This is a genomic window from Pseudomonas sp. NY15354, assembly GCF_048068075.1.
Taxonomy (GTDB): domain Bacteria; phylum Pseudomonadota; class Gammaproteobacteria; order Pseudomonadales; family Pseudomonadaceae; genus Aquipseudomonas; species Aquipseudomonas guariconensis_C.
Map to the genome: position 1 here is coordinate 102,213 of NZ_JBLUPV010000002.1, position 20,373 is coordinate 122,585.

Sequence of the window (20,373 nt, forward strand, 5' to 3'; positions counted from 1 at the left end):
TCTATTCCACCCTGGAGATCGTGGATGACTGACTTTTCCGGCTTGCCCCTGGTGATCGAACCGGCCGACCTATTGCCACGCCTGACGTCGCCACAGCTGATCCTGGTCGACCTGACCAGCGCCAACCGCTATGGCAGCGGGCACATCCCCGGCGCCCGGTTCATCGACCCCAAGCGCACCCAATTGGGCCAACCTCCGGCACCAGGGTTGCTGCCGGCGCGGGCCGATCTGGAAAAGCTGTTCGGCGAACTCGACCACCGCGACGATGCTGTCTATGTGGTGTACGACGATGAAGGTGGCGGCTGGGCCGGGCGCTTCATCTGGCTGCTCGACGTCATCGGGCACAGCCGCTACCACTACCTCAATGGTGGCATCCAGGCCTGGCCTGCGGACAAACTCAGCATTGAAGTCCCTCCCAGCACTGGAGGCCCGGTCAGCCTGCAACTGCACCCAGAGCCCACTGCCACCCGCGAATACCTGCAAAGCCGCCTGGGCGCGGCCGACCTCGCCATCTGGGATGCTCGCAGCCCCGGCGAGTACCGGGGGGAAAAAGTGCTGGCCGCCAAAGGCGGGCACATTCCCGGCGCGGTCAACTTCGAGTGGACCGCCGGCATGGACCTGAACGACCACCTGCGCATTCGCCCGGACATGGCCGACATCCTGCAACAGCTCGGCATCACCCCAGACAAGGAAGTGATCACTCACTGCCAGACCCACCATCGTTCCGGCTTCACCTATCTGGTGGCCAAGGCCCTCGGCTATCCAAGGGTCAAGGCCTACGCTGGCTCCTGGGGCGAATGGGGCAACCATCCGGACACGCCTGTAGAAGTTTGAAATTCCAAGGAAACCCAATGAAATCCCGTTTGTTCATCATCAGCCAGTACCTACTGCCGCATCACCTGCTCTCGCGGCTGGCCGGCTGCATCGCAGAATGCCGTGCCCGCTGGTTCAAGAACGCTTTCACCGCCTGGTTCGCCAAGCGCTACCAGGTGAACATGTCCGAGGCACTGGTCGAAGACCTGACCGCCTATGAGCATTTCAACGCCTTCTTCACTCGCGCCCTGAAGCCGGGCGCCCGCCCGCTGGACGAAACCTCAGGCGCTATCCTCTGCCCGGCCGACGGTGCCGTCAGCCAGCTCGGACCGATCGAACATGGCCGTATTTTCCAGGCCAAGGGGCACAGCTTCAGCGCACTGGAGCTGCTCGGGGGCGATCCTGCCCTGGCCGCGCCCTTCATGGGGGGTGAGTTCGCCACCATCTACCTGTCGCCCAAGGACTACCACCGCGTGCACATGCCGCTGGCCGGCACCCTGCGTGAGATGGTCTACGTGCCAGGCCGCCTGTTCTCGGTCAACCAGACCACCGCAGAGAACGTGCCTGAGCTGTTCGCCCGTAACGAGCGGGTCGTTTGCCTGTTCGACACCGAGCGCGGCCCGATGGCCGTGGTGCTGGTCGGTGCGATGATCGTGGCCTCGATCGAGACGGTCTGGGCAGGCCTGGTCACGCCGCCCAAGCGCGAGCTCAAGACCTTCCGTTACGATGAAAACAGCCGCGCACCCATCCACCTGGAAAAAGGGGCCGAGCTGGGCCGTTTCAAACTGGGCTCGACCGCTATCGTGCTGTTTGGCCCAGAGCAAGTGAAGTGGGCTGAAAGCCTGGGTGCCGGCTCTGCCGTGCGCATGGGCGAGTTGCTGGCTCTGCCGGCCCAAGCCTGAGTCATTGCCATAAAAAAGGCCCCGCACATGCGGGGCCTTTTTTATGGCGCTACAAAAGCAGCCGCTAGCCTTAGCTACGCGCGTCGCGATCGCGCAGCCCCAGCAGGTACAGCACGCCATCGAGCCCCAAGGTGGAGATCGCCTGTTTGGCCGACTGACGCACCAGCGGCTTGGCACGGAAAGCCACACCCAGGCCGGCCAGCGACAGCATCGGCAGATCGTTGGCACCATCACCCACGGCAATGGTCTGCTCCAGCTGCAAGCCCTCTTCGCTCGCCAGCTGCTGCAACAGGTCGGCCTTGCGCTGCGCATCGACGATCGGCTCAACCGCTACGCCAGTGACCTTGCCGTCGACCACTTCCAGTTCGTTGGCAAAGACATAGTCGATGCCCAGGCGCGCCTGCACCTGCTTGGCGAAGTAGGAGAAACCGCCAGACAGGATCGCAGTCTTGTAACCCAGACGCTTGAGCTCGGCGAACAGGTGCTCGGCGCCCTCCGTCAGGCGCAGGGAGGCGCCGATCTGGTCCAGCACGCCAACGTCCAGGCCCTTGAGCAAAGCCATGCGCTCCTTGAAGCTCGCTCGGAAATCCAACTCACCGCGCATGGCGCGCTCGGTGATCGCCGACACTTGTTCGCCCACCCCGGCAGCCTTGGCCAGCTCATCGATCACCTCGGCCTCGATCAGTGTCGAGTCCATGTCGAACACGGCCAGGCGCCGGTTGCGGCGGAACAGATCGTCCTTCTGGAAGGCGATGTCGACGCTCAATTCCTCGGCCAGGGCGAAGAAGTCAGCGCGCAGGGCCTGGGCATCACTTGGCTCGCCGCGCACGGAAATTTCCAGGCTGGCCTTGCTCTTGTCGCACGAGGCGTCCAGCGAAACGCGCGCGGACAGGCGCTCGATGCGTTCGATGGTCAGGCCGTACTGGCTAATCACCGCACTGACCCGCTGCAATTGCTCGGGGGTGACCTTGCGGCTGAGCAACGTCACGATATGGCGCGCCTCGCCCTGGCTGTCGGCCCAATGTTGATAATCGGCTTCGGAAATAGGCGTGTAGCGGGCCTGCAGGTTCAACGCATGGGCTTTGGCCTGCACGCTCTGCAGCAGGTTGGTGGCCACTTCGTTGTCCGGAATATCGACCAGAATGCCGAAGGACAGGGTGCCATGCATCACCGCCAGGCCGATGTCGAGAATGTTCACACCGCCCTGGACCAGGACGCCGGTGATGGCCGCAGTGAGACCAGGACGGTCTTCACCAGTGATGTTGATCAGGACGATTTCGCGCAAGACCGGGCTCCGACTTCGATGAAAAATGCGCATTCTACCGATTTTCCGTGACCATCGGGCGCTACCGATACTTTGCCGACAAAACACGGCTCGCTATACTGCGCAACACCTTTTTCGCCATAAAGAGCCGCGCTCTGTGAACCGGCCCACGCCAGTCAAACCTGATAACTTCTTCCTGATGATCTTCCGAGCCCTACGCCAGCGTCGCGTTCCGCTGGCTCTGCGCATCGCCAGCCACAATATTTTCCTGGTGGCCCTGGCGTTGGTGATCTATGCCTGCGTCATGGGTCTGCAGTTCCGGCAGGCCATGCATGAACAGGCCGACGCCCTTGGCCAGAGCCTGACCATCCAGACCGCCAACTCGGCGACCGAGCTGCTGGTGTCCAACGACATCCTCAGTCTCAACGTGTTGCTGGGCAATCTGGTGAAGAACCCGCTGGTGGCCCATGCGGCCATCTACAGCGTGGACAACCGCATGCTGGCCGAAGCCGGCCAGAGGCCGAAAAACGGCCTGCTGGGCGAGGCCGAAGGCCTCTACCAGACCAAGATCACCTTCCAGGACGTGACCGCCGGGCAGCTGCGCATCAGCCTGGACATGAGCCAGTTCCAGCAGCCGATGACCATCAGCATGCAGAGCATGGGCATTCTCGGCGCCATCCTGCTGGCCTTGGCGTTGGCCCTGAGCCTGCGCCTGGGTCGCCACATCACCACGCCGCTCCTGCAGTTGCGCGTGTGGTTGCGCGACCCGCACCCCTATACCCCTGCAACCGATCGCCAGGACGAGATCGGCGACCTGGCGCGCCAGCTGCACACCCGCCTGGCACCGCCGCCACCGCCAGAGCCTGAGGAAGTCGAAGAAGACTTCGAGGACCTGGAAGAAGTCGCCGTCGCGCCAAAGGCCACGGCAAAATCCAAGGTCGCGACCGAAGACGATGAGGACGACGAAGCCTTCGCCGGCCTGATCGATGCCGAGGACAGCCACGCCAAGCCAGTCGCGGCGGTGTCCGACGAACCGCAGTACAGCGCCGTGCTCGCCGTGCAACTGGGCTCCCAGGAGCAACTGCGCCGCCTGCCCCGTACACGCCTGACCGAGCTGCTGGAGCGTTATCGTGACTGCCTGGAGCAGGCCGCGTCGCTGTATGACGGCCAAACCCATACCCTCAACGACGGCAGCACGCTGTTGCTGTTCCACAGCCGCGACTGTGGCGAGGACTATCTGACCAATGCCATCTGCTGCGGCGAGCTGCTGCGGGCACTGGGCCACGCCTTGCAGATCGAGGTAGCCGACAGCGGCATCACCCTGCAACTGCAATTGGGCCTGGTCCTGGCGGACGACCTGCAGGGGCTGGAGCAGATCGACCTGCTGATGACCGAAAAAGCTCAGGATGCCCTGGCGCTCTCGCAACACAGCCGTAACCTGCTGCTGGTGGAGCGCAAGATCAGCGACGATGCGCTGATTCGCCAACGTGCTCGCATCCGCCCGATAGCCAGCCCCGAAGGCGCTTGCTGCGTTGAGCGACTGATGGAACCCTACCCTTCGATGCTCGAGCGCCAGTTGGCGCGTATGCACGAACGCCGGGCCTGAGTTCGGGAACGATCGGGGCTGGGCCAGCGCCCCCTACAAGCTGGCGAAGCCTGCGATGGGCCGTACAGCGGCCCTCAAATTCGCAACCGTTCCTACAGCACCACTTCACGAAAGCAATAAAAAAGCCCGCATCGCTGCGGGCTTTTTTGTGTCCATCGGTTTAGAACCGGTAGACCTCCATATCGGTGCGAATGGGCGAAGCCATCGGAATCTTTGGCTTCTCAGGCCCTTTCTTGACCTGGACCGGCGCTGACTTACGTTGAGGTGTGGACTCTTCGGCAATCGCCGGCTGGTTGGCCAGCGGCTTGACCGCCACACTGAGCTGCTCGGCCAGCTTCTGCAACAATTGCCCCTGAGCCTGAACCTGGGACGACTCGGAGCCTTCGTGCGGCTGCTCCAAGTGGACGATACGGTTATCCCGTACCTTGCCGCGGCGATCGAGCAGACGCCACTGGGCGTCGAGGATGGCCGGTTGGTTCTTGCCCGAATCCAGGCGGGTAATCGACAACAGCACTTGCACGTCCGGGTTGAAACCGGCGGTTGCCGGTGCCAGGACCACGCGCTGGCTGTCCAGACGCCAGGCCAGTTGACGAACCAGCAACTGATCGATATCCGAAGAGAGGCTGCCCGCCCAACGACCGTCAGTCGCCGAAGTCAGGCTGCCATCAGGCTGACGCTGCAGGAAAGTTTCGCGTTGCAGGTAATCGGCGACCGATACCGGGCCGAGCACAACCGCCAGGCCGGCACTCTGCGAGGGCTGGCCTGGATCACCGCTGTCCAGCTGATACAAGGCCACCGGCTGATGCATGCTGCATCCGCTCAGTCCCAGCAGACCTGTCATCAACAGCGCAAATGGAAGGCGCAGAAATTTCATTCATCCCATCCAAGCGGTCGCCCAGGGGCAAACCGCAGTGATACTCATGTAGATTCTTACGGGCGCACGGCCACGCCGGCACCGCAAGGGCACTATCATCCGCGAAATAACCGCCCGACTCCAGCATTTCTGCCTGAAATGACGCTGAAATTGCCGTTCCAGACAGACAGCCGGTTCACTCGGGACGTTCAACCGCCATGCCATCCACGCGCTGGAAGCCACGTGGGAGCTTGCTGCCACGCCGTCCCCGCTCGCCTTTGTAATGCTCAAGATCGTCAGGCTTGAGAGATAGCGTACGCTTGCCCGCTTGCAATACAAGGGTCGCGCCCTCGCCCACTACCGCAAGGTCAGTGACAAATTCTTCACGGCTGGCGACCCGATCACCGGGCACACCGATGATCTTGTTGCCCTTGCCTTTACCCAACTGCGGTAGGTCGCTGACCTTGAAGATCAGCAAACGGCCTTCGGTGGTCACCGCCGCCAGCCAATCCTGCTCACGGTCCGCCACGGGCCGCGGCGTCATCACCTTGGCGCCGTTGGGCAGGCTGAGCAGGCCTTTGCCGGCCTTGTTCTTGGCCTGCAGGTCTTCACCCTTGACCACGAAGCCGTAGCCGGCATCGGAGGCTACGACATACAGCGCATCGTCATCGGGCAGCAGCACGCAGTCGAAGCTGGCTCCCGGTGGCGGCGTCAGGCGACCGGTCAGTGGTTCGCCTTGCCCGCGGGCCGATGGCAGGCTGTGGGCTGCCAGCGAATAGCTGCGACCGGTGGAATCGATAAACACGGCGTACTGATTAGAGCGACCAGCAGCAGCCCCCTTGAAACCATCCCCGGCCTTGTAGGACAGGCCTGTGGCATCGATGTCATGCCCCTTGGCACAGCGTACCCAGCCCTTCTCGGAGAGCACGACGGTGACAGGCTCGGTCGGCATCAGCTCGTTTTCCGAGAGCGCCTTGGCCTCGGCACGTTCGACGATCGGTGAGCGGCGGTCGTCTCCGTAGGTCTCGGCATCCTTGATCAGCTCGCTGCGCACCAGCTTGCGCAGCTTGGCATCGCTGCCCAGCAGGGCCAGCAGTTTGGCCTGTTCCTTGAGCAGCTCGTCCTGCTCGCCGCGGATTTTCATCTCTTCGAGGCGCGCCAACTGACGCAGGCGGGTCTCAAGGATGTAGTCGGCCTGGACCTCGGTGAGGTCGAAGCGGGCGATCAGGGCCTGCTTGGGCTGGTCTTCCGTGCGGATGATATGGATGACTTCATCCAGGTTGAGGAACGCCGTGAGCAAGCCCTCCAACAGGTGCAGGCGTTTCTCGACCTTCTCCAGGCGGTGTTGCAAGCGGCGGCGGACGGTACCGATGCGGTACTCCAGCCATTCGAGCAGCAAAGCCCGCAGGTTCTTCAGTTGCGGCCGGCCGTCCAGACCGATGATGTTCACGTTGACCCGGTAGCTGCTCTCGAGCTCAGTGGTGGCGAACAGGTGTTGCATCAGTTCGTCGGCATCCACGCGGTTCGAGCGCGGAATGATGACGATGCGGCAGGGGTTCTCGTGATCGGACTCATCGCGCAGGTCCGCGACCATCGGCAGCTTCTTGGCCTGCATCTGCGCGGCGATCTGTTCCAGCACCTTGGCACCGGAGACCTGGTGCGGCAGGGCCGTCACCACGATGTCGCCATCTTCTACCCGGTACACGGCGCGCATGCGGATCGAGCCACGGCCGCTTTCATAGATTTTGAGGATCTCGGCACGCGGAGTGACGATCTCGGCTTCGGTCGGATAGTCCGGCCCCTGGATGTGCTCGCACAGTTGCTCGATGGTGGCCTTGGGCTCGTCGAGCAGGCGCACGCAGGCGCTGGCGACTTCACGCAGGTTGTGCGGCGGCACGTCGGTGGCCATGCCCACGGCGATGCCGGTGGTGCCATTGAGCAGGATGTTCGGCAGACGCGCCGGCAGCACGGCAGGTTCCTGGAGGGTGCCGTCGAAGTTCGGCACCCAGTCGACAGTGCCTTGACCCAGTTCGCTGAGCAATACCTCGGAATAGCGCGACAGGCGCGCCTCGGTGTAACGCATGGCGGCGAACGACTTCGGGTCGTCCGGCGCACCCCAGTTGCCCTGGCCGTCGACCAGGGTATAGCGGTAGCTGAATGGCTGGGCCATCAACACCATGGCCTCGTAGCAAGCCGAGTCGCCATGGGGGTGGAACTTGCCGAGCACGTCACCGACGGTGCGCGCCGACTTCTTGTGCTTGGCGTCGGCATCGAGCCCCAACTCGCTCATGGCGTAGACGATGCGTCGTTGCACCGGCTTCAGGCCATCGCCGATATGCGGCAAGGCACGGTCCATGATCACGTACATGGAGTAGTTGAGGTAGGCCTGTTCGGTGAAGTCAGCCAAGGAGCGGCGTTCGACGCCTTCGAGACTGAGTTCCAGTGAGTCGCTCATGCGGGCCTCGTCATTTCAGGTTCTGGCGCGGCGACAAGATGACGCCGCGCCGGGTAAATTCAAATCAGCCGGCAAGCCTATGGCTTGGCGTTCCAGCCGCCCTCGGGGGCCGCGAACCGCCAGACGATCGGGCGAGCCTCGCCATCGGCACGGTCGCCGTTGTTGTTGTCCACACCGACCCAGGCGCCTTTGGCATCGATCACCAAGGCCTCGGCCAGGCCATATGGCTGGTCGTAACGGCGCGACTCCACCAGGGCATCGGCGGCAAACGACCAACAGCGCTCGACCTGCCCGCTGTCGCTGTCGCGGCGGCAGATGCGATACGCGTTGCGTTCGAGGGTGTACAGCTTGCCCTCGTACCAGGCCAGGTCGGAGAAGTCCCGCGTCATGGCTTGAGGGTTGGGCATCTGCGCGGGTTGCATCTCGACACCCGCCTCGCTGAGCAGCACGCAGCTGCGCCCGCATTTCCAGACCGACTGCTGACGCTCGACCAGCAGCAACCCGCGTCGCTCACGCTCGGCCGCCAGCCACAAACGCTCCCCCGACGGGTGGATCGCCAGCCCTTCGAACAGCGCATTGAAGTGCAGCAGCATGCCACTGGCACGTGCCTGGCGAACCATGGCCGGGTCGATCTTCAACCAGTGCGGCTCGCCATCGACAGGCAACTGCAGCACCGCCGCATGGGCCTCGCTGATCAGATAGAAGTTGCCCGCCTGATCGCAAGTGATGCCTTCGAAGTCCAGCTCGCCACCACGGATATACGATGCCGCCCAATTGCGCGACTTCAACCCCCAGGGCAGGCCGCTCTCCGGCACCGGCGGAGGGGTGAAGGTCAGTGGCTGGGCACGCCAGGCTTGGCCTTGCTGATCGAGGCGATAGATGCGGTCGTCGTCCCGATCGGACACCGTCCACAACGCACCCCGGCACCAGGCCAGGCCCGACAGGTTGCCGCCGCGCATGCCGTCTACCGGATGTTCCTCGCTCATCTTGAGCTCCGGCCAGTTGGCCGCCAGGCTCGGCAAGGCGACCAACAGCAGGCAAACCGCTGCAAGCAGGCGGGTCAAACCAGTACCTCGGCGAGGTTGCCCTTGGTCTCCAGCCAGCTCTTGCGATCGCCGGCGCGCTTCTTGGCCAACAGCATGTCCATGATCTCGGTAGTGCCCTGCACATCGTCCAGGGTCAGCTGGACCAGACGCCGGGTGTTCGGGTCCATGGTGGTTTCGCGCAACTGTGGCGGATTCATTTCGCCCAGGCCCTTGAATCGGGTGACCTGCGGCTTGCCACGCTTCTTCTCGGCCACCAGACGGTCCAGGATACCGTCGCGCTCCGCCTCGTCGAGGGCGTAGTAGATCTCCTTGCCCAGGTCGATGCGATACAGCGGCGGCATGGCCACATACACGTGACCGGCCTCCACCAGCGGGCGGAAGTGCTGGACGAACAGGGCGCACAGCAGCGTGGCGATGTGCAGGCCGTCGGAGTCGGCGTCGGCGAGGATGCAGATCTTGCCGTAGCGTAACTGCGACAAGTCTGCAGCGCCCGGATCGACACCGATGGCCACGGCGATGTTGTGTACCTCCTGGCTGGCCAGGACTTCGCCACCGTCGACTTCCCAGGTGTTGAGGATCTTGCCGCGCAGCGGCAGGATCGCCTGGAACTCCTTGTCGCGCGCCTGCTTGGCTGAACCACCGGCCGAGTCACCCTCGACCAGGAACAGCTCGGCGCGCATCGGGTCCTGGCCTGCGCAGTCGGCCAGCTTGCCAGGCAGCGCCGGCCCCTGGGTGATGCGCTTGCGCTCGACCTTCTTGCTTGCCTTCAAACGGCGTCCGGCGTTGCTGATGGCCAGCTCCGCCAACTGCATGCCCAGCTCGGGGTGGGCATTGAGCCACAGGCTGAACGCATCCTTGACCACTCCGGAAACGAACGCCGCTGCCTCGCGAGACGACAGGCGCTCCTTGGTCTGGCCGGAGAACTGCGGCTCCTGCATCTTCATGGACAAGACGAAGGTGATGCGTTCCCAGACGTCCTCAGGCGCCAGCTTGACGCCACGGGGCAGCAGGTTGCGGAATTCGCAGAACTCGCGCATCGCATCCAGCAGGCCCTGGCGCAGGCCATTGACGTGGGTGCCACCCTGGGCGGTAGGGATCAAGTTGACGTAGCTTTCCTGGACGCTGTCGCCGCCCTCAGGCAGCCACAGCAAGGCCCAGTCGACAGCCTCCTTGTTGCCCGCGAGACTGCCGCAGAACGGCTCATCGGGCAGGCGCACGAACTCGCTGACCGAATCGACCAGGTACGAGCGCAGGCCGTCCTCGTAATGCCATTCGATCTTCTCGCCGCTGGCCTTGTCCTCGAAGCTGACCAACAGCCCCGGGCAAAGCACGGCCTTGGCCTTGAGCACATGCTTGAGGCGACTGATGGAAAACTTCGGCGAATCGAAGTACTTCGGATCGGGGCTGAAGTAGACACTGGTGCCGGTGTTGCGCTTGCCGACGGTCCCGACCACCTCCAGCTCGCTGGCCTTGTAGCCATCGGCGAAGGTCATCTGGTACTCGGTGCCATCGCGCTTGACGCGCACGCGGACCTGGCTGGACAAGGCATTGACCACCGAAATGCCCACGCCGTGCAGGCCGCCGGAGAACTGGTAGTTCTTGTTGGAGAATTTGCCGCCGGCGTGCAGCTTGGTGAGGATCAGCTCGACCCCGGACACCCCCTCCTCGGGGTGGATGTCCACTGGCATGCCGCGACCGTCGTCGCACACTTCCAGCGAGTGGTCGGCATGGAGGATCACCTGTACCGAACGGGCGTGGCCGGCGAGGGCTTCGTCGACACTGTTGTCGATGACTTCCTGGGCCAGGTGATTGGGCCGGCTGGTATCGGTGTACATGCCCGGCCGCTTGCGGACCGGGTCAAGGCCCGAGAGGACTTCGATGGCGTCTGCGTTATAGGCGCTAGCGCTGGGATTGGCCATGGGTTCTCGTCGTCAGTCTGGTGAATGCAAAAAGATCAAAATACAGAAAAATCGAGCGCCGCATACTGCCCACGCGCAATGTCGGCGAAGGCCAGCAATGCCGGCAGGCGCTCGGCGAAACCTTGAAAACCGTGGTCGCCACCGGCCTGGATGCGCAGCGCACAGGCCCGGTAGTAGCGCTCGGCATGGCGATAATCCAGGGTTTCGTCGGCAGTCTGCAACCACACCTGGTAGCGGTTGGGGTCCTGCGGTGGCGGCACCTCCAGCTCGGCCAGGGCTTGCACGTGATCCAGGGTCAGCTCCCAGGTCTCGTCGGTGTACAAGTTGCGCTGGGGACCGAGGTACCCATCGAACAGCCGGTGCGGCCCCACCGCCGGGTTGATGAGCAGGGCCTTCAGGCCATGGCGCTCGGCCAGGTAGGTGGCATAGTAGCCGCCGAGCGAACTGCCCACCAGCAACGGTTGGCCCAGCTCGGCGATGGCCCCTTCGAGTTGGGCGATGGCCTGACGAGGGTGGTGGTGCAGGGCGGGCACACGCAGCTGATCGGCCAGGCCCAACTGCTGCAGCACGGCGTCGAGCTGGAGCGCCTTCCTCGACAGCGGCGAGCTGTTGAAGCCATGGATATAAAGGATGGAACCCGACATGCTGCCCCCGGTGTGTTGCGGCGCGCCCGTCCGTGCGGGCGCAGGGACGCGCAGTGTAGCCTGTTCGCTGGGTTTTGGCGCAGCTTCGGGCTTTTCGCAACAAATTCTTCAAGCCATAAGCGGGGGCGTCAGGTTCGCAGTTAAACCCCGGATCACCGTCAATCCCTGGGTGAAGCGACTTTACCGCCCCATTAGACGCCAAAGGCCTCAGTACCCCGGACTGTTGAAGTCCAGCTTCACCGCAAAATCCCGGGCCCGCTCGACCCCGCTCTCGACTCGCCCATCGGCATGCAAGCGCAACCAACGGTATCCCGGCTGCTCCTCACTGACCTGGAAGTCTTCGCTGCACGGCGCGAACTGAATGCAGGTCGAGGGCGTTGCCAGCAGACGAATGCCTTCACGCAGTTCATCCCACGGCTGATGGATATGCCCCCAGAGCACTGCCTTCATCTGTGGATAACTGCGCAGACGCTCCCATAGCTCATCGGCATTACGTAAACCGATCGGTGCAATCCAGGCGCAGCCGACATCCACCGGCTGATGGTGCAGGCAAACCAGACAGTGACGCTCACCCGCGCCCGCCAAGGCCTGGTCCAGGATGGCCAGTTGATCGTCGCCAAGCCAGCCATGGGTGGCATCAGGCACGTTCGAGTTGAGCATGACGATACGCCAGGCCCCGAGATCGGTGACCGCCCGCACCAGATCGCTACCCTGCGCGACCTGGGCCATGACCCGGGCCTCATCGTGATTGCCCGGCAGCCAGCGGCTGGGCGCACCCAGCACCGCGGTCAGTTGGCGGAAGGCTTCATAGGACGCGACGCTGCCATCCTGGGACAGATCACCGGTGCACAGGAGCAGGTCCAGGTGCGGCTGCTCGCGGCGCACCTGCTCGACCACATGGCGCAAGCTGTCTCGGGTATTCATGCCCAGCAGGGTGCCGCCCGCGTCCGCGAACAGGTGGGCGTCGGTCAATTGCACCACCTGCAGGGGTGCCGGGGTTTGAGGGAGATTGGATTGCGGCAACGGCCGGCTCCTCGAACGGATTCAGCGCGATTATGGGATGCCGAAGGGGTTGGAGCAAAGGGCCGAAGCCGACCGCCGTCACATTTCAGCGAACAGCTTCCAACTCATGGCCGCAGGCCAGGCAGTGGCTGAGCCACTCGCCCAGGAACAGGTTGAGCTGCGCCTTTTCGTCTGGCTGGTGCATCGCTGCATTGGGGTAGGGGTAGATGCTGCGCAGGCGCCGGGTATGTTCGGCACTGACCACTTCAGCCATGCGCGCATCGTGGTACACCTGCACTTCCAGATGCGGCACCGGCAGCCACGGCAGACTATGCTCCTGACGCACGCGCAAGGTGGTGGTGTAAGGGCAGGCCAGCAGCACATCGAGCACCAGCACGCCCAGCATCTGGTCACCTTGGGTCATGCCGATGCGCCGCGAGCTCTGGGTGGTGCGCATGTCGGGCAACAGACGCATCAGACGGGCGTAGTTGGCCTCGCAGGCTGCCTGCAGCCCGGCCAGGTCGACCCGGTAGCGCTCGCGTAACAGGTTCACGACCACATACCTCGCACTTCCGCCCGGTTCAGCGCCAGCCATTGCAGACCGATGATGGTCGCGGCGTTGCAGATACGCCCGTCACGCACCGCCTGCAACGCGTCCTCGAACGACCAGACGCGCACCCGGATGTCCTCGCCCTCCTCCTCCAGGCCATGCAACCCGCCAGCACCTTCGCTGGAACAGCGGCCGAGGAACAGGTGCACATACTCGTCGCTGCCGCCAGGCGATGGGAAGTAACGGGTCATCGGCCACAATGCGCTGAAGGTCAGGCCGGCCTCTTCCTCGGCTTCACGATGGGCGACCGCCTCAGCCTCCTCGGCCTTGTCGATGAGCCCGGCGACCATCTCGATCAGCCAAGGGTTCTCGACCTTGCCCAGGGCGCCGACGCGGAACTGTTCGATCAGCACCACCTCGTCACGTTGAGGATCGTATGGCAGCACGCAGACCGCATCGTGACGCACGAACAGTTCTCGGCTGATCTCCCGCCCCATGCCGCCGGCGAACAGTTCATGGCGCAAACGCACCCTGTCGAGCCGGTAGAAGCCCTGGAAGCAGTTCGCCTGCTCGACGATCTCGACCGTCTTGGGCACTGAATTCAACGTGTCTGACATGGGAGTCCTCGTTACCTCGTCTACTGCATCGCGCCATCCTACTCTGCGAGCCGCCGTGTTTCACCCCTTTCCAGTGACCGTTCAGGCAGCCGGGACAGAGCGTCTCTACTCTGTTAGCTTAGTGGCGAACTGAAGGCCGCGCCGACGGTCGAAGCTCGACTCCATCTGTTCTGCAAGGATCATCATGACGCTTGTCAAACTGACTTCCGTGGCTGTGCTGGCAATGGCCCTTGGCGCCTGCCAAAGCCTGTTCGCGCCCAACTACCGAGCTCCACTGGAGGTCAAGCGCGACGCCTGGGAACACGTCAAGCCCGGTTGCAGCGAGAGCGACTGCCCGCTGGTGAACATCGACACCATTCATTTCCCGGCCCTGCCCAAGCTCGATGCCATCGTCGAGAAGCGCTTGCTGCAACTGACCGAAGACAACCAGCGCGGCACGGCGCCCGCCTCGCTGCAAGCCTACGAGCAGCAATACCTGGCCAGCGCCGACAAGCGCAACAGCAGCTACCTGCAGGCCAAGGTACGCGAGCAGCATGACGGGCTGGTGATCATCGAACTGTCCAGCTACCTGGACAGCGGCGGCGCCCATGGCATGCCCGGGCGCGGCTTCATCAACTATTCGCGCAAGCTGGACAAGGTCCTGACCCTGCAAGACATGCTGCTGCCCGGCCAGGAGGAGACCTTCTGGAAGACTGTCGAGGAGTCCCACCGCGCCTGGATGATCAGCACCGGCATGGACAAGGACCCCGAGTTCGTCAAGACCTGGCCCTTCCGCAAGTCCCCGCACGTGGCACTGACCTACGGCGCGGTGGTGGTCAAGTACGAGGTCTATGCCATTGCGCCCTATTCCATGGGCCACATCGAACTGAAGATCCCCTACCCGCGCCTCAATGGCGTGCTCAAGCCCGAGCTGTTTCCTGGCCGCGGCTGAGGCTCAGCAAGCCATGCAGCACCCCTGCCAGCAACAGTGCCGGCAGGGTCGCCCCAAGCTCCGGCGCGACATTGGCCATGAAGTGATACGCCGCCACCCCCACCGCCCAGGCCACCAGCGCCTGCCAGTGTAGCCCGCCGATCGCGGCCGGCATCTGCCGACGACGAATGACGAAGTGGTCCATCAGCACCACCCCGAACAACGGCGCGAACACCGATCCGATCAACAGCAGGAAGTTCTGGTACTGCGCCAGCGGCGCCAGCAGGGCGATCAATGTGCACAGCACGCCGATGGCCAGGGCCAGGTGCTCGATCTTCAAGCGCACCAGCAAACCAGTAGACACCGCCGCCGAGTGAATGTCGGCAAAAGCGTTCTCCGACTCATCCAGCAGAATCAGCAGCAGAGGGATACCCAGCCCCGCGCCCGCCAGGGCCAGCAGCAGTGCATTGACCTCACCGCTCGGCGCGAAGGCCAGGGTGTACGCCACGCCCAGGCTCATCAGCCAGGCATTGCCGATGAAAAAGCCCAGCGCCGTACCGCCGAACACGCGGCTGGCACGCTGGCCGAAACGCGAGTAGTCGGCGATCAGCGGCAACCACGACAGCGGCATGGCGATGACGATGTCAAAACCCACCGCCAACGACATCGAGCCGTCGCCCGCCTGGCGCCACAGGCCCGCCAAGTCCGCCTTGACGAACAGGTTCCAGGTCAGCCACAGGCAGGCACCGAGCAGTAGCCAGATCCCCCATTTGCGCAGCACCTTGCGCACGAAGGTCAGTGGGCCGCTGACCGCCAGCAGAGTGGCCAGTGCGCCAAAGCACAAGGTCCAGAGCAGCGGACTGCTCCAGCCACTGCCCTCGCCGAATGCCCGGGTGCCGAGCAGGCTGGCAGCGTCGCGCATGACGATGATCTCGAACGAGCCCCAGCCCACCAGCTGCAACAGGTTGAGCAGCGCCGGCAGGCGCGCGCCATGGCGCCCCAGGCTCAAGCGCAGAGTGGCCATGGCCGACAGACCGGTGTCGCTGCCAATGACGCCGGCCGCCGCCAACAGCAGCACGCCCACCGCAGTGCCCAGCACGATCGCCAGCACCGAGCCAGCCAGGCCCAGGCCTGGCGCCAGCAGCCCGCCAACCTGCAGGACCATCAGGCCGATGCCGAGGGAGAACCAGAGGGAAAACAGGTCGCGCGCGCCGAATTGGCGCTGCCCGTGGGGGACCGGGTGGTCGGGAGAGAAGTGGCTGGGGGTGGTCATCGGCAGATTTACCAGAATTGTTGTTAGGGAAACCGAGTCAAACTGACGAAGGGCACAGCCCTGTGGAAGCGCGTTTACCCGCGAATGCGTCAGTGAACTCACCAAAGCATTCGCGGATAAACCCGCCCCCACAGGGCCGTGCCCCACACAGGAAAATGTGCCCCTCCCACAGGAAGGGGCCGTGATGCATTACACCTTTTTGTACAGCTGGCTGCCTTCCTGGCGGAACCGCTCGGCCTGCTCGCGCATGCCCTCTTCCACGGACACATCCGTCGCCTCGATACGCTGGTTGGCAGCGTACTCACGGACTTCCTGGGTGATCTTCATGGAGCAGAACTTAGGCCCGCACATCGAGCAGAAGTGCGCGACCTTGGCCGACTCCTTGGGCAGAGTCTCGTCATGGAACGCACGGGCGGTGTCCGGATCCAGGCCGAGGTTGAACTGGTCTTCCCAACGGAACTCGAAGCGCGCCTTGGACAAGGCATTGTCGCGGATCTGTGCGCCCGGGTGCCCCTTGGCAAGGTCGGCGGCATGCGCGGCGATCTTGTAGGTGATGATGCCGGTCTTGACGTCGTCCTTGTTCGGCAGGCCCAAGTGCTCCTTGGGCGTCACGTAGCAGAGCATGGCGCAACCGAACCAACCGATCATCGCCGCACCGATACCGGAGGTGATGTGGTCGTAGCCAGGTGCGATGTCGGTGGTCAGTGGGCCGAGGGTATAGAACGGTGCTTCGTCGCAGCACTCGAGCTGCTTGTCCATGTTCTCCTTGATCAACTGCATCGGCACGTGGCCAGGGCCTTCGATCATGCACTGCACGTCGTGCTTCCAGGCGATCTTGGTCAACTCGCCCAGGGTTTCCAGCTCACCGAACTGGGCCGCGTCGTTGGCGTCGGCGATCGAGCCCGGACGCAGGCCATCGCCCAGCGAGAAGCTGACGTCGTAGGCCTTCATGATTTCGCAGATCTCGTCGAAATGCGTGTACAGGAAGTTTTCCTTGTGATGCGCCAGGCACCACTTGGCCATGATCGAACCACCGCGGCTGACGATACCGGTGACCCGCTTGGCGGTCAGCGGCACGTAGCGCAGCAGCACGCCGGCGTGGATGGTGAAGTAGTCCACGCCCTGCTCGGCCTGTTCGATCAGCGTGTCGCGGAACAGCTCCCAGGTCAGGTCCTCGGCGACACCGCCGACTTTTTCCAGGGCCTGGTAGATCGGCACGGTGCCGATCGGCACCGGCGAGTTGCGGATGATCCACTCGCGGGTTTCGTGGATGTGCTTGCCGGTGGACAGGTCCATGACCGTGTCCGAACCCCAGCGGATGCCCCAGGTCAGCTTGGCCACTTCTTCCTCGATCGAGGAGCCCAGGGCGCTGTTGCCGATGTTGCCGTTGATCTTCACCAGGAAGTTGCGGCCGATGATCATCGGCTCAAGTTCCGGGTGGTTGATGTTGGCGGGAATGATCGCGCGGCCGCGGGCGATTTCCTCGCGCACGAACTCAGGGGTGATTTCCTTGGGAATGCTGGCACCGAAGCTGTGCCCGGCATGCTGCTGGTCCAGCAGGCCAGCGGCGCGGGCCTCCTGCAGCTTCATGTTTTCGCGGATGGCGACATATTCCATCTCGGCGGTGATGATGCCCTGACGCGCGTAATGCATCTGGGTGACGTTGGCGCCTGGCTTGGCGCGACGCGGGTTGCGCACGTGGGCAAAGCGCAGCTTGGCCAGGTCGGCATCGTTCAGGCGCTGCTGGCCGAAATTCGAGCTCAGGCCATCCAGGCGCACGGTGTCGCCACGGGCCTCGATCCACGCCGAGCGCACATCGCCCAGGCCTTTGCGCACGTCGATGACCACATTGGGATCGGTGTAGGGGCCGGAAGTGTCGTACACCAGCACCGGGGCATTCTGCTCGCCGCCGAAGTCTGTTGGCGTGTCATGCAGACTGATCTCGCGCATGGGCACGCGGATATCGGGGCGCGAGCCTTCGACATAGACCTTGCGCGAACGGGGGAACGGTTGCACGGACTGCTGGTCGACTTGCGCCGACTCGCTGAGGTGGATCGATTTTTCTTGTTGGCTCATCACAGGCTCTCCAGACAGCGTGGAATGTCGGGGAGAACCTGAAGGGGCGCGGATACACCTAGGACGGTGTGGTGCCGGATACGAGGAGTGCCTTGAGCTTGAGCTTCGACAATCCCGGACCTGGCACAAGATCTCGCCGGGAAAGCGAGCAATCTTGTTCCCTACGCAGGCGCTAACCTGATCAGGTTCAACGGGATCCGGAACTATCCGATCTCAGCCTTCGATTCAAGGCACCCCGACAAGAACATGCGCAGTCTAGACTCAAGTGGTCGGCAAAGCCAAGCGTGTAAATTGGCGAATGATGAAAGGCTCGTCAGACGATTGTTGCCGGGTGCGCCCGGCACTACACTGGCCCATCGCCCGATACTCAACAGTTCAGAAATTCATTTCAAGGATTGCCTATGCTGCGCAAACTCTCACTGGCGATAGCCGTGTCTTGTGCGTCCAACGGAGTGGTCTGGGCAGCGGATATGCCCACGACGGTGAAAACCGACTTGGTCAGCGTCTACCAGGAGGCGGTCGACAACAACGCCGATCTGGCCGCTGCCCGCGCCGACTACGGCGCCCGCCGAGAAGTGGTTCCCCAGGCCCGGGCCGGGCTGCTGCCAAACCTGTCGGCCGGTGCCGAGATGCTCAACACGCGCACCAAGATCGACGAGCCGTCCATAACCTCCAACCGCAGCGGCAATTCCTGGAGCGCCACCCTGGCGCAACCGATCTTCCGTGCCGATCGCTGGTTCCAACTGCAGGCGGCCGAAGCCGTCAACGAGCAGGCGGCCCTGGAACTGTCGGCCACCGAGCAGAACCTGATCCTGCAGACCGCCGAAAACTACTTCGCGGTACTGCGCGCCCAGGACAACCTGGCCTCGACCAAAGCCGAGGAAGCGGCCTTCAAGCGCCAGCTGGACCAGTCCAACGAGCGCTTCGATGTCGGCCTCTCGGACAAGACCGACGTGCTGCAGTCCCAAGCCAGCTACGACACCGCCCGGGCCAACCGGATCATCGCCGAACGCCAGGTACAGGATGCCTTCGAGGCCTTGGTGACCTTGACCAATCGCGAGTACTCCTCGATTCAGGGCGTGGTCCACACCTTGCCGGTGCAGGTACCGATTCCCAACGATGCCAAGGCGTGGGTCGATACCGCGGCGCGGCAGAACCTCAACCTGCTGGCCACCAACCATGCCGTGACCGCCGCCGAGGAAACCCTGCGCCAGCGCAAGGCCGGCCATGCCCCGACGCTCGATGCAGTGGCCCAATATCAAAAGGGCGACAACGACAACCTCGGCTTTACCAACCCCTCACCGTTCGGGCGTTACAGCGGCGACGTGGAGCAGACCAGTATCGGCCTGCAGTTGAATATCCCGATCTACAGCGGCGGGCTGACCAGCTCCCAGGTGCGCGAGGCCTACCAGCGCCTGAGCCAGAGCGAACAGCAGCGCGAAAGCCTGCGCCGTCAGGTGGTGGAGAACACCCGCAACCTGCACCGTGCGGTGAACACCGACGTGGAACAGGTCCAGGCGCGCAAGCAATCGATCATTTCCAACCAGAGCGCCCTGGAGGCTACCGAGATCGGCTACCAGGTCGGTACCCGCAACATCGTCGATGTGCTCGATGCCCAGCGTCAGCTGTACACCTCGGTGCGCGACTACAACAACAGCCGCTATGACTACATCCTCGACAATCTTCGCCTGAAACAGGCCGCCGGGACGCTCAGCCCGCAGGATCTGCAGGACCTGGGCCGCTACCTGAAAGCCGACTACAACCCTGACAAGGACTTCCTCCCACCGGACCTGGCGGCTGCGGCGGCGAAGAACTTCGAGCGGCGCCCCTGAAGCCTTGCGCCACAGACGCTTCACGAGCAAGCCTGGCCTTGCGAAGCACCGCTTACTCCGCGGCTCGTGAAGCATTTGGGGCGCCTGTCGCCCCCCTCACTTCATGTAAAAGCGGATGGCATTGTGATCGCCATCGACATGCAGCGAGGACCGGCAATCGGCGTACGCCTTGCCCATGGACGCGGCGTGGAGCCTGACACGCCGCAGGTCGTACATGATGCTGAAATTACACGCCCGGGAACCCGAAACCACCTCGATTTCCTCGACGAAGCTGTGTTTTCCCAACACTTTCGGCACCATTACCACTCTGCCCTCATCTCTGTCATCCACGGACCAACTGGCGGAGCGATCGATGACAAAGTGCGGCCCTCTGAGCGCGTCCAGGAAATACGACCCGGTATGGCGGACGCTGGCATTGGGATCCGGGTGGATCACGCTCACGCTGGCCCAGGGCTCGACGAACTCTAGATACTTCAACACCCCGATCGCGGCATGCGCCGAACTGGAGATCATTAGAACAAATGCGGTGAGTGTCTTGCTGTACATGCGGCTTTTCCTCAAGTCTGCGACGCGCCTGTTGGCGTTCCGGACATGAGCGTAAGCAGCACGCA

The 20,373-nt window shown here is 63.4% G+C and carries 17 protein-coding genes and 1 riboswitch; of the genes, 5 read left to right on the forward strand and 12 right to left on the reverse strand.

The features are described from left to right. The first annotated feature begins 24 nt into the window (after positions 1 to 24). Both ACNFCH_RS02395 and asd read left to right on the forward strand, forming a co-directional pair. Complete coding sequence (locus ACNFCH_RS02395) at positions 25 to 834, forward strand: rhodanese-like domain-containing protein (protein WP_337160148.1); 810 nt, start codon at positions 25 to 27, stop codon at positions 832 to 834. A 17-nt stretch (positions 835 to 851) separates the two neighbouring features. After that, a complete protein-coding gene (asd, locus tag ACNFCH_RS02400; RefSeq protein ID WP_337160149.1) occupies positions 852 to 1,715 on the forward strand; it encodes an archaetidylserine decarboxylase in 864 nt (287 codons plus the stop codon). Between the two features lie 70 nt (positions 1,716 to 1,785). Here asd and serB read toward each other — a convergent pair whose 3' ends face one another. Continuing rightward, positions 1,786 to 3,000, reverse strand: coding sequence for a phosphoserine phosphatase SerB (gene serB / locus ACNFCH_RS02405; RefSeq protein WP_337160150.1), 1,215 nt, complete (start codon positions 2,998 to 3,000; stop codon positions 1,786 to 1,788). 136 nt (positions 3,001 to 3,136) lie between these two features. Between serB and ACNFCH_RS02410 the strand changes: the two genes are divergently transcribed. Continuing rightward, positions 3,137 to 4,585 (forward strand): histidine kinase, encoded by a 1,449-nt coding sequence (locus ACNFCH_RS02410; protein ID WP_416742179.1) that lies wholly within the window; start codon positions 3,137 to 3,139, stop codon positions 4,583 to 4,585. A gap of 160 nt (positions 4,586 to 4,745) precedes the next feature. On the opposite strand, the gene ACNFCH_RS02415 is transcribed toward ACNFCH_RS02410, so the two are convergent. The 8 genes from ACNFCH_RS02415 to ACNFCH_RS02450 form a co-directional block, all read right to left on the reverse strand. Next, positions 4,746 to 5,459 carry a PqiC family protein gene (locus ACNFCH_RS02415; protein WP_337160152.1) on the reverse strand — a complete coding sequence of 238 codons (714 nt, stop codon included), beginning with the start codon at positions 5,457 to 5,459 and terminating at the stop codon, positions 4,746 to 4,748. A gap of 175 nt (positions 5,460 to 5,634) precedes the next feature. After that, the gene (gene parC, locus ACNFCH_RS02420) at positions 5,635 to 7,893 is read right to left on the reverse strand and encodes a DNA topoisomerase IV subunit A (protein WP_337160153.1); all 2,259 of its coding nucleotides are present in this window, start codon (positions 7,891 to 7,893) and stop codon (positions 5,635 to 5,637) included. A 77-nt stretch (positions 7,894 to 7,970) separates the two neighbouring features. Then, positions 7,971 to 8,957 (reverse strand): esterase-like activity of phytase family protein, encoded by a 987-nt coding sequence (locus ACNFCH_RS02425; RefSeq protein WP_337160154.1) that lies wholly within the window; start codon positions 8,955 to 8,957, stop codon positions 7,971 to 7,973. Beyond that, positions 8,954 to 10,858, reverse strand: coding sequence for a DNA topoisomerase IV subunit B (parE, locus tag ACNFCH_RS02430; protein ID WP_196162550.1), 1,905 nt, complete (start codon positions 10,856 to 10,858; stop codon positions 8,954 to 8,956). Before parE ends, ACNFCH_RS02425 begins: the two co-directional genes overlap by 4 nt. 35 nt (positions 10,859 to 10,893) lie before the next feature. Then, positions 10,894 to 11,502 carry a YqiA/YcfP family alpha/beta fold hydrolase gene (locus ACNFCH_RS02435; protein ID WP_416742180.1) on the reverse strand — a complete coding sequence of 203 codons (609 nt, stop codon included), beginning with the start codon at positions 11,500 to 11,502 and terminating at the stop codon, positions 10,894 to 10,896. Positions 11,503 to 11,709: 207 nt separating this feature from the next. Continuing rightward, positions 11,710 to 12,525, reverse strand: coding sequence for a 3',5'-cyclic-AMP phosphodiesterase (gene cpdA, locus ACNFCH_RS02440; protein ID WP_416742181.1), 816 nt, complete (start codon positions 12,523 to 12,525; stop codon positions 11,710 to 11,712). An 85-nt stretch (positions 12,526 to 12,610) separates the two neighbouring features. Beyond that, positions 12,611 to 13,063 (reverse strand): DUF1249 domain-containing protein, encoded by a 453-nt coding sequence (locus ACNFCH_RS02445; protein WP_070090498.1) that lies wholly within the window; start codon positions 13,061 to 13,063, stop codon positions 12,611 to 12,613. Further along, positions 13,054 to 13,671, reverse strand: a complete 618-nt coding sequence (locus tag ACNFCH_RS02450; RefSeq protein ID WP_416742182.1) for an NUDIX domain-containing protein — start codon at positions 13,669 to 13,671, stop codon at positions 13,054 to 13,056. Before ACNFCH_RS02450 ends, ACNFCH_RS02445 begins: the two co-directional genes overlap by 10 nt. A gap of 184 nt (positions 13,672 to 13,855) precedes the next feature. Between ACNFCH_RS02450 and ACNFCH_RS02455 the strand changes: the two genes are divergently transcribed. After that, the gene (locus ACNFCH_RS02455) at positions 13,856 to 14,602 is read left to right on the forward strand and encodes an RsiV family protein (protein WP_337160159.1); all 747 of its coding nucleotides are present in this window, start codon (positions 13,856 to 13,858) and stop codon (positions 14,600 to 14,602) included. Here the strand turns inward: ACNFCH_RS02455 and cytX are convergent. Further along, a complete protein-coding gene (gene cytX, locus ACNFCH_RS02460; RefSeq protein ID WP_337160160.1) occupies positions 14,571 to 15,854 on the reverse strand; it encodes a putative hydroxymethylpyrimidine transporter CytX in 1,284 nt (427 codons plus the stop codon). The two genes, ACNFCH_RS02455 and cytX, sit on opposite strands and share 32 nt — an antisense overlap. 189 nt (positions 15,855 to 16,043) lie before the next feature. Beyond that, the gene (thiC, locus tag ACNFCH_RS02465; RefSeq protein WP_070090502.1) at positions 16,044 to 17,930 is read right to left on the reverse strand and encodes a phosphomethylpyrimidine synthase ThiC; all 1,887 of its coding nucleotides are present in this window, start codon (positions 17,928 to 17,930) and stop codon (positions 16,044 to 16,046) included. 141 nt (positions 17,931 to 18,071) lie between these two features. Continuing rightward, positions 18,072 to 18,178: riboswitch (TPP riboswitch) on the reverse strand. Between the two features lie 153 nt (positions 18,179 to 18,331). Here thiC and ACNFCH_RS02470 point away from each other — a divergent pair. Continuing rightward, the gene (locus ACNFCH_RS02470; RefSeq protein WP_070090503.1) at positions 18,332 to 19,762 is read left to right on the forward strand and encodes a TolC family outer membrane protein; all 1,431 of its coding nucleotides are present in this window, start codon (positions 18,332 to 18,334) and stop codon (positions 19,760 to 19,762) included. 96 nt (positions 19,763 to 19,858) lie between these two features. On the opposite strand, the gene ACNFCH_RS02475 is transcribed toward ACNFCH_RS02470, so the two are convergent. After that, the gene (locus ACNFCH_RS02475) at positions 19,859 to 20,308 is read right to left on the reverse strand and encodes a hypothetical protein (RefSeq protein WP_337160161.1); all 450 of its coding nucleotides are present in this window, start codon (positions 20,306 to 20,308) and stop codon (positions 19,859 to 19,861) included. Positions 20,309 to 20,373: the final 65 nt, after the last annotated feature.

Coding starts and splice junctions, on each gene's coding strand:
- ACNFCH_RS02395 (WP_337160148.1), top strand. CDS start 25: ATGACTGACTTTTCCGGCTTGCCCCTGGTGATCGAACCGGCCGACCTA.
- asd (WP_337160149.1), top strand. CDS start 852: ATGAAATCCCGTTTGTTCATCATCAGCCAGTACCTACTGCCGCATCAC.
- ACNFCH_RS02415 (WP_337160152.1), bottom strand. CDS start 5,459: ATGAAATTTCTGCGCCTTCCATTTGCGCTGTTGATGACAGGTCTGCTG.
- parC (WP_337160153.1), bottom strand. CDS start 7,893: ATGAGCGACTCACTGGAACTCAGTCTCGAAGGCGTCGAACGCCGCTCC.
- parE (WP_196162550.1), bottom strand. CDS start 10,858: ATGGCCAATCCCAGCGCTAGCGCCTATAACGCAGACGCCATCGAAGTC.
- ACNFCH_RS02435 (WP_416742180.1), bottom strand. CDS start 11,502: ATGTCGGGTTCCATCCTTTATATCCATGGCTTCAACAGCTCGCCGCTG.
- ACNFCH_RS02450 (WP_416742182.1), bottom strand. CDS start 13,671: ATGTCAGACACGTTGAATTCAGTGCCCAAGACGGTCGAGATCGTCGAG.
- ACNFCH_RS02455 (WP_337160159.1), top strand. CDS start 13,856: ATGACGCTTGTCAAACTGACTTCCGTGGCTGTGCTGGCAATGGCCCTT.
- cytX (WP_337160160.1), bottom strand. CDS start 15,854: ATGACCACCCCCAGCCACTTCTCTCCCGACCACCCGGTCCCCCACGGG.
- thiC (WP_070090502.1), bottom strand. CDS start 17,930: ATGAGCCAACAAGAAAAATCGATCCACCTCAGCGAGTCGGCGCAAGTC.
- ACNFCH_RS02470 (WP_070090503.1), top strand. CDS start 18,332: ATGCTGCGCAAACTCTCACTGGCGATAGCCGTGTCTTGTGCGTCCAAC.
- ACNFCH_RS02475 (WP_337160161.1), bottom strand. CDS start 20,308: ATGTACAGCAAGACACTCACCGCATTTGTTCTAATGATCTCCAGTTCG.